This window comes from Microbacterium pygmaeum (genome assembly GCF_900100885.1).
In the GTDB taxonomy this organism is placed as follows: Bacteria; Actinomycetota; Actinomycetes; order Actinomycetales; family Microbacteriaceae; genus Microbacterium; species Microbacterium pygmaeum.
Genome location: NZ_LT629692.1, coordinates 2,813,316 through 2,826,165 on the forward strand (window position 1 = coordinate 2,813,316; position 12,850 = coordinate 2,826,165).

The following is a 12,850-nucleotide window of genomic DNA, read 5'->3' on the forward strand; positions in this document are numbered from 1 at the left end:
GGCGTCGCGAGGTGACGCCCCGCCGGGCGCCGCGCTCAGGCGTGCCCTGCCCGCTCCATCGCCCGCAGCTCCTTCTTCATGTCCTGCACCTCATCGCGCAGGCGTCCTGCCAACTCGAACTTGAGCTCTGCGGCGGCCGCCAGCATCTGATCGGTGAGATCGGCGATGGTGGACTCGAGCTGCTCGGCTCCCTCGGCGGCGATCCCCTCCCGACGCAGCCGGGGCGTCGGCGACTTCCCCTTGCCGGACTTCAGCTTCGCGGCGTCGCGCTTGGACATCATCGCCGCCGTGTCGGCGCCCTCGCGGGCCAGCGCGTCGGTGATGTCGGCGATCTTCTTGCGCAGCGGGGTCGGGTCGATGCCGTTCTCGAGGTTGTACGCGACCTGCTTCTCGCGTCGGCGGTCGGTCTCGCCGATCGCGGCCTTCATCGAGTCCGTGATCGTGTCGGCGTACATGTGCACCTCGCCCGAGACGTTTCGCGCCGCTCGCCCGATCGTCTGGATCAGCGACGTGCCCGAGCGGAGGAAGCCTTCCTTGTCGGCGTCGAGGATGGCGACCAGCGACACCTCGGGGAGGTCGAGACCCTCGCGCAGAAGGTTGATTCCGACGAGCACGTCGTAGACGCCGGCGCGCAGCTCGGTCAGCAGCTCGACGCGCCGGAGCGTGTCGACATCGGAGTGCAGGTAGCGGACGCGCACGCCGTGCTCGCCGAGGAAGTCGGTGAGCTCCTCGGCCATCTTCTTCGTGAGTGTCGTGACCAGCACGCGCTCGTCCCGCTCGGCGCGAACCCTGATCTCTTCGAGGAGATCGTCGATCTGGCCTTTCGACGGCTTGACCACGATCTGCGGGTCGACCAGGCCCGTGGGACGGATGATCTGCTCGACGACACCGTCGGCGATGCCCATCTCGTACCGCCCGGGCGTCGCCGACAGGTACACGGTCTGCCCGACGCGGTTCTTGAACTCGTCCCACCGCAGCGGGCGATTGTCCATGGCGCTGGGCAGCCGGAACCCGTGCTCGACGAGGGTGCGCTTGCGCGAGGCATCCCCCTCGTACATCGCCCCGATCTGCGGCACGGTCGCGTGGGACTCGTCGATCACGACGAGGAAGTCGTCGGGGAAGAAGTCCAGCAGGCAGTGCGGGGCCTCACCTGGCATGCGGCCGTCGAGGTGACGCGAATAGTTCTCGATCCCCGAGCAGAAGCCGAGCTGCTGCAGCATCTCGAGATCGAAGGTCGTGCGCATCCGCAGCCGCTGCGCTTCGAGCAGTTTGTTCTGGGACTCGAGCTCCTTGAGCCGTTCCCCCAGTTCGTGCTCGATCGTGCCGATCGCCCGCTGCACGGTCTCGGTGCCGGCCGCGTAATGCGTCGCCGGGAAGATCGGCACCGATTCGAGGCGCTGGACCACGTCGCCGGTGAGCGGATGCAGCATGTACAGCGCCTCGATCTCGTCGCCGAACAGCTCGATGCGGATCGCGTACTCCTCGTACACCGGGATGATCTCGATCGTGTCGCCGCGGACCCTGAAGTTGCCGCGCGAGAAGTCGACGTCGTTGCGGTTGTACTGCATGGCGATGAACTTGCGGATCAGCGCATCGCGGTCGTACCGCTCCCCCACCTGCAGCGCCACCATCGCGCGGAGGTACTCCTCCGGCGAGCCGAGGCCGTAGATGCACGAGACCGTGCTCACCACGATCACGTCGCGGCGCGACAGCAGCGAATTGGTCGTGGAGTGGCGGAGCCGCTCGACCTCGGCGTTGACCGAGGAGTCCTTCTCGATGAACGTGTCCGTCTGAGGGACGTAGGCCTCGGGCTGGTAGTAGTCGTAATACGAGACGAAGTACTCGACTGCGTTGTTCGGCATGAGATCGCGGAACTCGTTGGCCAGCTGGGCGGCGAGCGTCTTGTTGTGCGCGAGGACGAGGGTGGGCCGCTGGACCTGCTCGATCAGCCACGCGGTCGTCGCCGACTTGCCGGTTCCGGTCGCGCCGAGCAGGACGACATCGGTCTCGCCCGCGTTGATGCGTGCGGCGAGATCGGCGATCGCCTGCGGCTGGTCACCCGAGGGGACGTATTCGCTGACGACCTCGAACGGCCGCACGGAACGTGTCGTCTGCATCAGTCCAGGTTAGGCGGGGCCACCGACACCGCGGGCCGTCGTTCGCCGCCGGCGGATCACCTCATGCCTAGGGCCAGATGCCTGCTGATCCCGCACCCGGGCGCTGATGCATGCGTCCCGCGTCGAGCGGCGCCGACTAGTGACCGACCAGCTCCTGCACCCACAACGGCTGTTCGTCGATCGCGACAGATCCGACTCCGACCGAGAAGTACGACCGCACGCCGTCGACGGTCAGGAAGGCGGATGCGACGGGGCCGAGCACACCCGCGCGGGTCATCGCGGCACGCGGGTCCGCGACCGGTGCAGCATCCGCCGCGGTGCGGCGCACCTCCGCGCTCCGGATGAATCCGGCGAGCACGTCGGGCTCTGCCGAGGCCGACTCGCGCTCGTCGTCGGGGAGGAAGGGCCGAAGCTGCTCCAGCAGGTCCTCGCACTGCGCGGCCGCAAGGCCGCCGAACACCGTGATGTGCGCCGCCTCGACGATGCTGCTCGGCAGCACGTCCAGCAGATAGATGTAGTGGGCGATCTGCTCGTATTCACGAGCGCGCGCCCCGGATCCTCTGCCCCGAGAACTTGTCCATCTCGCATCTCCCACGGTGGGCAACCAGGGTACGCCGGAGACGGACCCCCGACCAGGGGTTCACCGATCAGCGCGAGCGGCGCTCGGCGATCAGCCGCGGCAGGGCACGCCAGAGCTCGTCGGCCTGCCGGAGCGTGTCCTGCAGCGCGCCGCCGGTGTCGACGACGACATCGGCCAGCGCCAGACGACGCTCGTCGGGAACCTGGGACGCGATCCGCGCGGCGGCGTCGTCATGGCTCAGGCCGCGCAGCGCGACGAGACGCTGCATCCGCACCTCTGCAGGCGCGTGCGCGACCACGATGAGCTCCCACGGGTCCGCGAGGCGCGCCTCTGCCAGCAGCGGAACGTCGTACACGACGATCGCATCGGGGTCGGCTCCGGCGGCCGCCTCGAACCGTCGCTTCGATTCTTCGCGGACGGCCGGATGCACGATCGCATTGAGGCGCTTCACTGCGTCGGCGTCGCCGAACACGCGTGACCCGAGACCGGCGCGATCCAGCGAGCCGTCCGCGAGGATGACGTCGCCCCCGAACTCCGCGGCGATCGCGGCGAGGACCGGCGAACCCGGACCCTGCACGTCGCGGACGATCTGGTCGGCGTCGACGATCACGGCGCCGTGTTCGGCGAGGCGCCGGGCGATCGTGGACTTGCCGGACGCGATTCCTCCGGTGAGAGCGATCAGGGGCATACACCGAGGATGCCAGAGCCGGGTCCTCTCGTCGTCACGATCGGGGGTCATTCCGGCTGAGAACCTGAGGTCATCCTGAGGATCCTTTGCGGATCGCTTGCGGGTGCCCGGGTAGCGTCGGATTCACCCGAAAGGGAGTGAGACCACTCGGGCGGCACCTGGGGAGGACTGCGATGGTGGGTGGACGCGAATACTCGTCGTCCATCGGTCACGTCGCCTGCCGCCGGTGGCATCGCGTGGATCCGCGCGGTGCCGAGGCTCGCTCCCGGACCGGCGAGGTGACGAGCGTGGGGGCGCTCGTCACCTCGGCACCACCTCCGCGCTCGCGCGCGCTGCCCCCGGCCGGTCCTCGGTGACAGACCCCGATCTCCCGAACCCCGACTCGTTGTGGGATATCCTGACCGACGTCCAGGCGGCGGCGAGCGTCGAGCCCGGCGCGGAGGGTGAATCGGTGGAAGAGGAGCGCGTCGCGGTCGTCATCGAAGACGAGGCGGACATCCGTTCGCTGCTGTCCGCCGTGCTCGCCCAGGCCGGCTTCACCGTCCACGGGGCGGGTACCGGCGAAGACGGCCTGGAACTGGTGCGCGAGCATCAGCCGCTGGTCACCACACTCGACGTGAACATGCCCGGCATGGACGGTTTCGAGACCGCCAAGCGGATCCGCACGGTCAGCACGACCTACATCATCATGCTCAGCGCCCGCACCGAGGAGATCGACGCCCTGCAGGGACTGGAGTCGGGTGCCGACGACTACGTCGCCAAACCATTCCGCCCCAGGGAGCTGCGCGCACGCATCGACGCGATGCTGCGGCGACCGCGGCACCACATCGACGCCGCTCCGGTACGCGACGAGCCCGACGGGACTCCTGCTGATGCTGAGGTCTGGCTCGCCCACCAGGGCGTGCGGCTCAATCCCGAGATGCGGATGGTCACCGTCGACGGCGCCGATCTCGAGCTCACGCGGAGCGAGTTCGACATCCTGGCCGACCTGCTCCGGTCGGGCCGACGTGTGCGGGCGAAGTCGGATCTGGCCATGATGCTGCGCGGCGAGGTGTATACCGGGACGGAGTACGTCAGCGACAGCGATGCCCGTGCGATCGAGGTGCACGTCGCGAACCTGCGTCGCAAGCTCGGCGAGTCGCCCACCAGCCCGCGCTGGATCGAGACCGTACGCGGGGTCGGCTACCGTCTGACGGCGGCCTGAGATCGGATGCCGCTAGTCGGCACCGCCGATCAGCACCGAGCTCTCGATGCTGACGGCCGCCCGCATAGCGGCATCCCGAGCCACGCGCGAGAGCCTCGACGCCTCGTAGCCGGTCACGTCACTGAGCGCGACGCCGATCCCGAGGACCGGGATCACGCCGCCGTCCACGAGACCGAGGTCATCGAACAGTCCGCGGTAGATGACCGCGGCCTGGCGCCGCGCCTCGCTGGCCGACGTGGTCAATGTGGCCAGGAGCAGGCCGGTCGGCCCGTCCTCCGCGATGAACGCGTTGGACGGCGCGTGGAGGCGGACTCCGGTGCGCCAGGTGTCGGAGATATCACGGGCGACGTCGCTGCCGAACGCGCCGGAGATCTGGTCGAGGTCGTCGATCCGCACGGCCGTCACCGCGACGAGCTCCGAGCGGCGCTCGGCACGCCCGCACAGCGCGGTGAGCGCTGCGTCGAAGCTGCCACGCTCCAGGAACCCCTCCGGCTCCGGCCCGAAGCCGGGCGTGCGCAGATATCCGCGGACGGGCGTCCGCGTTGCCCGCAGCACCGAGGTGGCCACGACCGCCACGATCGTCAGGATCACCGTCAGAAAGCTCGTCGGGATCGTGCCCACCAGCGCCCCGAACACCTCACTGTCGGCTCCGGCGGCCAGGAAGATCGCCGTGCGGACCACGAAGAAGACGGACTCGAGGGCGAGCACTCCCCCGAGGACCCAGGCTGTGCCGGAGATGCGCATCGATCCGCGCATGCACTCGAATGCGCCGGCGCCGGAGAAGGCGACGAGCGGGACGAACATCCACAGTGCGCCCGCCCAATCACCGCCATCGGCTCCGGCGCCCCAAACGGCCCCGAAGGCCGCCAGCGCCGCGGCGGCGACCAACACCGATGACCAGAGCATGCGACGGCCGTTGAACCGACGGCATCCGAGCCACATGCAGCCGGTGCCCGCCACGAAGGTGGCGTTGCCGATCGCGATCGGCCACCATGCATCGGGGTACTGCGCCCACACCACGTAGGCGAGTGTCGTGAGCATCGCGGCGAGGAAGCCCAGTGACCAGACGCGTCCGGCGCCTTCGTCGCGGCGCAGCAGCGTCTCGGTGATAAACAGGATGCCGCTCACATTGACCACCAGCGCGGTGATCGCCTGCACGCTCAGGACATCGAGGATCATGACGGCGGCCTTCCGGTCGAGGTCGTGGGGAGTTTGACGGTGAACGTCGATCCGATCCCCGGCGAGCTGTCCACGGTGATCTCCCCGCCGTGAGCGCGGACGATGTCGCGACTGATCGCGAGGCCGAGGCCGGTTCCGGCCCGGCGCGCGGGGTTCGCGCGGTAGAAGCGCTGGAACAGCCCGGCGAGCTCGTCGTCGTTCATCCCGACGCCCGTGTCGCGCACCACGATCCAGCTCGAGAGGCCATCGGTGCGCGATTCCAAGAACACCGTGCCGCCGTCCCGGTTGTAGGCGACCGCGTTGGAGGCCAGGTTGTCCACGACCTGACGAAGACGCAGCGCGTCCGCCCACACGGGCGCAGATTGAAGCGCCGACGTGTCGACGGAGATCGCCCGCGCTGCCGCTCGAGGGGCCAGCGCCTCCGCGGCGGCCAGGACCACATCGCGCGCGTCCAGGATCCCCGGCTCCAGCGACGCCTGCACGACGGAGGCCGCACTGGATGCGGCGAGGATGTCGCCGACGATCGCCAGCAGCCGCTCGGCGTTGCGCTCGGCGATGTCGAGATTGGCGCGGACCTGCTCGGTCGTCTCCGGGTCCTCGATCGCGAGATCAAGATAGCCGAGGATGGAGGTCAGGGGCGTGCGCAGCTCGTGCGTGACCGAGGCCACGAGCTCGTCGCGGGCGCGGAGCGCGCTCAGCTCCGCCGTCACGTCGCGGGAGACCAGCACCGCCCCCGCGTCCGTGCCCGAGGGATCGGTCAGCCGGCGCACAGTGACGCTGAGTGCCTGACGCGGTCCCGGTTCCGCACCGAACCAGACGACCTGCCCCTCGAAGGCCTCGCCGCGCAGCGCGCGCTGGAGCGGCAGCTCGTCATCGGGAAGCGGGGTGACGCCGTCGTCCCGGAAGGCGGTGGTCTCGGCATCCGCGTCCTCGGCGCTCCGCCGCGCACGCTGCAGCCGACCGTGCGCATCGTTGGTGACCGCGATGTCTCCGTCCGCAGCGATGCGGATCACGCCGAAGTCCACCGCGTCCAGCACTTCGGTGACCTCCTGCTCCTGCCGGCGAGTGCGCTCGATGACCCGGCGCAGCAGAAACGCCTGCTTGCCGAGCAGGGTGCGCTGGGCGGCGGCACGGCCGGCGCTCAGATAGCTCGTGACGCCGACCGCGATCAGCACGACCGTCAGGAGCAGCATCCCGTCGGTGAACTGCTGCGCGGTGAGGAGATCGACGCCGACGACCACGACGACGGCCGACAAGCCCAGCATCCCGAACCCCGCCGCCAGCCACATCGTCGGGAAGATCCACAGTAGCCCCACCGCGCCGCCGGGCGTTGCGAGGCGCATCACGCCGATCGCCAGCATGTCCAGCAGCGGTATGAGGGCCAGCCAGCCCACCGCGAGGCGGTTCCACGGGATGACGAAGGTGGCCCCGGTGATGAGGAAGATGAGCACCACTCCGGCAAGGAACAGCAGCACGTCACCGGAGAAGGGTCCGACGCCGACCAGGATGAAGAGGACGAAGACAACGGCGCACAGGAGCACCTGGTTGAGGATCGCGGCGCGCTCGCGCGTGCGGTCGCCGCGGCGCTCCAGCGCCCATGGCGCGCTCGCCCGCGGCGCGCGAGCCGATTCTGCCGCGCGCGCGTCAGGGACTGCCATACCGTGACGCTAACGGATGCCGGAGGCCGACGCGCGGCCCCGCTCCGAGCATCGCTCGGAACGCGAAGCGAACGGGCCGCCACCCGGAGGTGACGGCCCGTTCGACGGTTTCAGATCTTCAGATCAGCGACCCGACAGCTTCTCGCGAAGCGCGGCGAGCGCCTCGTCGTCGGCGAGGGTGCCGATCGAGCTGTTGTCCGAGGTGAACGAGCTCGAAGCCGAGCTCGTCTCGGTCGGTGCGTTCGCCTCGGCCTCGAGGGCCTTGGCGACGGCAGCCTTGTGCTGCTCCCAGCGAGCCTGAGCAGCGGCGTACTCCTGCTCCCACGCTTCGCGCTGAGCATCCGAGCCCTCGGTCCACGCCTGCGTCTCGACGTCGAAGCCCTCGGGGTACTTGTACTCGCCGTTCTCGTCGTACTCCGTGACCATGCCGTACAGCGCCGGGTCGAACTCGGTGCCGTTGGGGTCGACCGACTCGTTGGCCTGCTTGAGCGACAGCGAGATGCGACGACGCTCCAGGTCGATGTCGATGACCTTGACGAACACTTCTTCGCCGACCGAGACGACCTGCTCGGCGAGCTCGACGTGCTTGCCGGAGAGCTCCGAGATGTGCACGAGGCCCTCGATGCCGTCCGCGACGCGCACGAACGCGCCGAACGGGACGAGCTTGGTGACCTTACCCGGGGTGACCTGGCCGATGGCGTGGGTCCGGGCGAAGACCTGCCACGGGTCCTCCTGCGTCGCCTTGAGCGAGAGCGAGACGCGCTCGCGGTCGAGGTCGACCTCGAGGATCTCGACGGTGACCTCCTGGCCGACCTCCACGACCTCGGACGCGTGCTCGATGTGCTTCCAGGATAGCTCGGAGACGTGCACGAGGCCGTCCACGCCGCCCAGGTCCACGAACGCACCGAAGTTGACGATCGAGGAGACCGTTCCCTTGCGGACCTGACCCTTGTGCAGGTTGTTCAGGAACGTGGTGCGCGACTCGGACTGCGTCTGCTCTAGCAGTGCGCGGCGCGAGAGCACGACGTTGTTGCGGTTCTTGTCCAGCTCGAGGATCTTCGCCTCGATCTCCTGGCCGAGGTACGGGGTCAGGTCGCGGACGCGACGCAGTTCGATCAGCGACGCGGGCAGGAAGCCGCGCAGGCCGATGTCGACGATGAGTCCACCCTTGACGACCTCGATGACGGAGCCGGTGACGACGCCGTCGGTCTCCTTGATCTTCTCCACATCGCCCCAGGCGCGCTCGTACTGTGCGCGCTTCTTGGACAGGATGAGGCGACCTTCCTTGTCCTCCTTCTGGAGAACGAGGGCTTCGACCTCATCGCCGACCTTGACGACCTCATTGGGGTCGACGTCGTGCTTGATGGAGAGCTCGCGCGAGGGGATGACGCCCTCGGTCTTGTAGCCCACGTCGAGGAGCACCTCGTCGCGATCGATCTTCACGACGACACCCTCGATGAGGTCTCCGTCGTTGAAGGACTTGAGCGTCAGTTCGATCGCCGCAAGGATGTCTTCAGCAGATCCGATGTCGTTGATCGCGACCTGCTTGGTGGCCGGGGCGGCCGTTGCGATAGTCATGTAGTGGGTTGTCCTTGTTGGATTGGTGTCGGGCCAGGTCCGGCCGGCCGCACGAGGGCGAACGGATGCTCCGAACCGAAGCGGGTGGATTGATTGCGAGTCATGCGGGCATGGCTGTAGAGCCACACGAGTGACGTTCAAGGGTACCAGAACGCGCGGGGCGAGTGCATTATGCCCGGCCCTACGCTGAGACCATGACCGAGGCCTCCCCCACCGCCCCGCTCGGCGCGGCGACGGTGCATGGAACATCGCTGGACGGTGTGGACGTGTTCCGCGGCATCCGCTACGCCGAGCCGCCCGTGGGCGAGCGTCGCTGGCGCGATCCGTTGCCGGCCGAAGACGGCGCCGGCCCGGTGGACGCCACGCGCTTCGGACCGGTGGCGCCGCAGCTGACCAACCCCGCGCTGAACCTCGGCCCCGACGCGGTTCAGGACGAGGACTGCCTGTTCCTGAACGTCTGGCGTCCCGCCGGCGTCGACGGGCAGCGCCCGGTCATGGTGTGGGTGCACGGGGGCGCGTACACGTTCGGCTCGTCGAGCCAGCCGATGTACGACGCCCGCCGGCTCGTGACCGACGGCGATGTCGTCGTCGTCACGGTCAACTATCGGATCGGCGCGCTGGGCTTCCTCGACCTGTCGTCCTTCAGCACGCCGGAACGTCGGTTCGACGGCAACCTCGCGCTGAAGGACATCCTGCTGTCGCTGCGGTGGGTCCAGGCGCACATCGCCGGTTTCGGCGGCGATCCCGACCGGGTCACCGTGTTCGGCGAGTCTGCAGGGGGCGGGCTGGTGACGACGCTGCTGGCGACCCCGAGCGCGGACGGCCTGTTCTCCCGCGCGATCGCCGAATCCTCGCCGGCGACCAGCATGTACGGGACGGCGAGATCCCGGCAGGTCGCAGAGCAGTTCCTCCGCGAGGCGGGCACGGACGCGGCATCCGTCCGTGACCTATCCATCTCCGATATCGTCCGGGCCGGCATGGCCGTGTACTCCGCGGTCCCCACCGAGGCGCCGGGCACGCTCGCATTCGCCCCGATCGTCGACGGCGACCTGGTCCCCGAGGCGCCGGTCACCGTGCTGAAGTCGGGACGCGGTCTGCCGGTGCCGCTGATGATCGGCACGAACCGCGACGAGGCGTCGTTCTTCCGGTACATGAAGAGTCCGCTGATGCCCGTCACCCGGGCCGACATCGAGCGCATGTTCGCGGATATGCGCGCGGAGAATCCCGACGTGCAGCTGCCCGCCCGCGACGACGTGCTGGCCGGCTATGAGGGCGTGCGTCAGAGGCTGCTCGGCCTCGGCATCGCGCGCGACATCGCCTTCCGCCTCCCGTCGCTGTGGATCGCCGAGGGTCATTCCGCGGCGGCGCCGGTCTGGCTTTACCGCTTCGACCACGCGACCCGCTCCCTCGATCTGATCGGGCTGGGCGCCACGCACGGCGCCGAGCTGCCCTACGTGTGGGGCAACTTCTCCACGGCACGCAAGGACCCGACGTTCTGGCTGGGCGGGCGGCGCACCGCGGAGCGGATCTCCGCGCGCGTGCGCACGCGATGGACGGCATTCGCGCACGGACGAGCACCTGATGCCGCGGATGCACCGCCCTGGCCCCCCTACGAGCCGGCGGCGCGCGAGACCCTCGTCATCGAGACCGAGGATCGCGTCGCCGCGGACCTGGACGCGGCGCTGCGCGCCGGCTGGGGCGATGACGTGCTCGCGTTCCCCTGACGGACCGTGCTCCGGACGGAACGAGCCTGCGGCTCAGCGACCGCTCGCACACGGCACGCAGAGCGTGGCGCCCGGCAGCAGCTCCAGCCGCGCGGGCGGAATCGGCCGACCGCACGACGCGCAGATCCCGTAGGTGCCCGCGGCCACTCTCTCCAGCGCCGTGCCCAGGCCCGCAAGCTCTCGCGCGACGTCGGCGCGCTGCCCCTCGACGCCGGACCACTCGGAGGACAGCGTCGACCCCTCCGGATCGTGCTCGTCGTCGGCCGTCGCGTCGCTGCGCGCGTTCCGGATCGCGGCGAGCTGCTCCTCGAGCGACCGCAGGCGGGCGTTCAGCTCCGCGGCGCGGAGGGTGATCCCGCGGGCGGGGTCGATGCTCACGCGAGGGCGTCGGCGATCGAGACGTCGCCGGAGTTGAAGCGGATGGTGCGCCCGACGGTCGCGGAGGTGTTGAGCGCGGCAGCGATGACCAGGGCGACGTCGGCACGTCCCACCGACTCGGACTCGAGCGCCGCCACATCGATCCGGCCGGTCGGCGGATCCAGCGTCAGGGTGCTGGGGGCCAGGATGGTCCACTCCAGCGCGGTCGCTTCCAGATGCTCGTCGGCGGCCGCCTTCGCCTCGGCGTATGCGAAGAAGGGATTCTCGGGCGGGACGCCGTGGTCGCGTCCGGCCCCGAAGTAGGACACCATCACGTAGCGCCGTGCACCCGCCGTCGCGGCGGCATCCATCGATCGGATCGCGGCGTCGCGGTCGACGGCGTACGTCCGCTCCGGGCTGCCGCCACCTGCCCCCGCCGACCAGATCACGGTGTCGTGACCGGCGATGACGTCTGCGAGCCCTGCCTCGTCGAGCTGTTGCACATCGGCCACGATGGGGGTCGCGCCCGTCGCGGCGACATCCGCAGTGTGATCGGGGTTGCGGATCACCGAGGACACGTCATCGCCGCGTTCCACGAGCAGTGGCGCCAGCAGCAGCGCGATCTTTCCGTGACCGCCGATGATCAGAATCCGTGACATGGGTGCTCCTTGGTTCGTCAGTCCAGGCTAGGGGCCGGCGAGGCGCCCCGGGTCGCCGCCAGCCTGCCGGCGATGTCGGTGATCTCCGAGACCGCACAGCAGTCGACCCCGACCGCCAGCACCTCGGGGACGGATGCCGCGATCGCGAAGGCGTCCCGCAGCGACTCCCCGGTCCGCAGCGCGCCGCCCGCGACCGTGACGCTGATCCATGCGCGAGCTCCCAGGCCGTCCAGCTCGCGGCAGACGGCCTCCAACTCCGCGAGGGACGGGATCGCCTCGACCCGATCGGTAACGGCGGTGTCCGACATCCGTCCCGCAGACCCTCCGCCGGTCGATCGCTGGTTGACTGGAGGCATGGCGGACGTCGCGATGTTCCCCCTCGGTACCGTGCTCTTCCCGCATACGCCACTGGCGCTGCGGATCTTCGAAGAGCGTTACCTGATCATGCTCGGCCGACTGCTGGACGACGAGGACCCGCAGTTCGCCGTGGTGCTGATCGAACGCGGCAGCGAGGCCGGCGGCGGCGACCAGCGCTTCGGAATCGGCACGATGGCGCGCATCACCAACGTGATGGCCGGCGAGAGCGACATCCACGTGATCGCCGTCGGCGGGACGCGGGTGGAGGTGCGCGAGTGGCTCGACGACGAGCCGTATCCGACGGCGGCGGTGCGCGAGCTGCCGCCGCTCGTCTGGGACGACGCCCTGACTCCCCTGCGCGACGAGGCGGAGCGCATCGTGCGGCGGGTGCTCTCGCGCGCAGCGGAATTCTCCGATGTCCGCTGGGACCCCGACATCGAACTCTCCGACGATCCGCTGGAATCCAGCTGGCAGCTCTCGGCGATCGCTCCCCTGGGCGAACTGGACCAGCTGCACCTCCTCGCATCGACGAGCCTCGGCGGGCTGCTGCGCGAGCTGATCGACCTCACGCTGGCCGCCGAGCCCGCGTTGACGGCGGTGCCGCGCGGCGATGAGTTCGACGCCGCGCTCGGTCAGCTGCTGGAGGATGCCGAGGCGGCCGAGGACGACGGACCGGACGATGAGGAGCCCGACGAGACCGACCCGGATGCGGCATCCGGAACAGACTCACCGCCCCGCTGAGCCTGCGC

General features: G+C 69.5%; 12 protein-coding genes. 3 read left to right on the top strand and 9 right to left on the bottom strand.

Going from position 1 to position 12,850, the window contains the following annotated elements:
* Positions 1-35: 35 nt before the first annotated feature.
* From uvrB to coaE, 3 genes are all read right to left on the bottom strand, one after another.
* A complete protein-coding gene (uvrB, locus tag BLT19_RS13495) occupies positions 36-2,117 on the bottom strand; it encodes an excinuclease ABC subunit UvrB (protein ID WP_091491200.1) in 2,082 nt (693 codons plus the stop codon).
* Positions 2,118-2,253: 136 nt separating this feature from the next.
* A complete protein-coding gene (locus BLT19_RS13500) occupies positions 2,254-2,712 on the bottom strand; it encodes a hypothetical protein (protein WP_157681863.1) in 459 nt (152 codons plus the stop codon).
* Positions 2,713-2,764: 52 nt separating this feature from the next.
* Positions 2,765-3,385: a dephospho-CoA kinase gene (gene coaE, locus BLT19_RS13505; protein WP_091491205.1), complete on the bottom strand. Its 621-nt coding sequence runs from the start codon at positions 3,383-3,385 to the stop codon at positions 2,765-2,767.
* Between the two features lie 352 nt (positions 3,386-3,737).
* Here coaE and BLT19_RS13510 point away from each other — a divergent pair, with 352 nt between their 5' ends.
* Positions 3,738-4,589 (top strand): response regulator transcription factor, encoded by an 852-nt coding sequence (locus tag BLT19_RS13510; protein ID WP_407939793.1) that lies wholly within the window; start codon positions 3,738-3,740, stop codon positions 4,587-4,589.
* Between the two features lie 12 nt (positions 4,590-4,601).
* Here the strand turns inward: BLT19_RS13510 and BLT19_RS13515 are convergent, their stop codons facing one another.
* From BLT19_RS13515 to rpsA, 3 genes are all read right to left on the bottom strand, one after another.
* On the bottom strand, positions 4,602-5,768 hold the full coding sequence (locus BLT19_RS13515; RefSeq protein WP_091491208.1) for a hypothetical protein: 1,167 nt from the start codon (positions 5,766-5,768) through the stop codon (positions 4,602-4,604).
* Positions 5,765-7,426, bottom strand: a complete 1,662-nt coding sequence (locus tag BLT19_RS13520) for a PAS domain-containing sensor histidine kinase (protein WP_091491211.1) — start codon at positions 7,424-7,426, stop codon at positions 5,765-5,767. Before BLT19_RS13520 ends, BLT19_RS13515 begins: the two co-directional genes overlap by 4 nt.
* Before the next feature lie 123 nt (positions 7,427-7,549).
* Positions 7,550-9,004 carry a 30S ribosomal protein S1 gene (gene rpsA / locus BLT19_RS13525; RefSeq protein ID WP_091491213.1) on the bottom strand — a complete coding sequence of 485 codons (1,455 nt, stop codon included), beginning with the start codon at positions 9,002-9,004 and terminating at the stop codon, positions 7,550-7,552.
* A 194-nt stretch (positions 9,005-9,198) separates the two neighbouring features.
* On the opposite strand from rpsA, the gene BLT19_RS13530 reads away from it, so the two are divergent.
* Positions 9,199-10,728, top strand: a complete 1,530-nt coding sequence (locus tag BLT19_RS13530; RefSeq protein ID WP_091491216.1) for a carboxylesterase/lipase family protein — start codon at positions 9,199-9,201, stop codon at positions 10,726-10,728.
* A 33-nt stretch (positions 10,729-10,761) separates the two neighbouring features.
* Here BLT19_RS13530 and BLT19_RS13535 read toward each other — a convergent pair whose 3' ends face one another.
* From BLT19_RS13535 to BLT19_RS13545, 3 genes are read right to left on the bottom strand one after another with little or no spacing between them, the layout of a single operon-like run.
* The gene (locus tag BLT19_RS13535) at positions 10,762-11,106 is read right to left on the bottom strand and encodes a TraR/DksA family transcriptional regulator (protein WP_231917663.1); all 345 of its coding nucleotides are present in this window, start codon (positions 11,104-11,106) and stop codon (positions 10,762-10,764) included.
* Positions 11,103-11,744, bottom strand: a complete 642-nt coding sequence (locus BLT19_RS13540; protein ID WP_091491219.1) for an SDR family oxidoreductase — start codon at positions 11,742-11,744, stop codon at positions 11,103-11,105. Before BLT19_RS13540 ends, BLT19_RS13535 begins: the two co-directional genes overlap by 4 nt.
* A gap of 17 nt (positions 11,745-11,761) precedes the next feature.
* Positions 11,762-12,052, bottom strand: a complete 291-nt coding sequence (locus BLT19_RS13545) for a homocysteine S-methyltransferase family protein (RefSeq protein ID WP_157681864.1) — start codon at positions 12,050-12,052, stop codon at positions 11,762-11,764.
* 46 nt (positions 12,053-12,098) lie between these two features.
* Between BLT19_RS13545 and BLT19_RS13550 the strand changes: the two genes are divergently transcribed.
* Positions 12,099-12,842, top strand: coding sequence for an LON peptidase substrate-binding domain-containing protein (locus tag BLT19_RS13550; RefSeq protein ID WP_091491224.1), 744 nt, complete (start codon positions 12,099-12,101; stop codon positions 12,840-12,842).
* The last annotated feature ends 8 nt before the right edge of the window (positions 12,843-12,850 follow it).

What these genes read in the sequence shown, in the direction of transcription:
- uvrB (WP_091491200.1), bottom strand. Translation starts at nt 2,117, where the DNA reads ATGCAGACGACACGTTCCGTGCGGCCGTTCGAGGTCGTCAGCGAATAC.
- coaE (WP_091491205.1), bottom strand. Translation starts at nt 3,385, where the DNA reads ATGCCCCTGATCGCTCTCACCGGAGGAATCGCGTCCGGCAAGTCCACG.
- BLT19_RS13515 (WP_091491208.1), bottom strand. Translation starts at nt 5,768, where the DNA reads ATGATCCTCGATGTCCTGAGCGTGCAGGCGATCACCGCGCTGGTGGTC.
- BLT19_RS13520 (WP_091491211.1), bottom strand. Translation starts at nt 7,426, where the DNA reads ATGGCAGTCCCTGACGCGCGCGCGGCAGAATCGGCTCGCGCGCCGCGG.
- rpsA (WP_091491213.1), bottom strand. Translation starts at nt 9,004, where the DNA reads ATGACTATCGCAACGGCCGCCCCGGCCACCAAGCAGGTCGCGATCAAC.
- BLT19_RS13530 (WP_091491216.1), top strand. Translation starts at nt 9,199, where the DNA reads ATGACCGAGGCCTCCCCCACCGCCCCGCTCGGCGCGGCGACGGTGCAT.
- BLT19_RS13540 (WP_091491219.1), bottom strand. Translation starts at nt 11,744, where the DNA reads ATGTCACGGATTCTGATCATCGGCGGTCACGGAAAGATCGCGCTGCTG.
- BLT19_RS13545 (WP_157681864.1), bottom strand. Translation starts at nt 12,052, where the DNA reads ATGTCGGACACCGCCGTTACCGATCGGGTCGAGGCGATCCCGTCCCTC.
- BLT19_RS13550 (WP_091491224.1), top strand. Translation starts at nt 12,099, where the DNA reads ATGGCGGACGTCGCGATGTTCCCCCTCGGTACCGTGCTCTTCCCGCAT.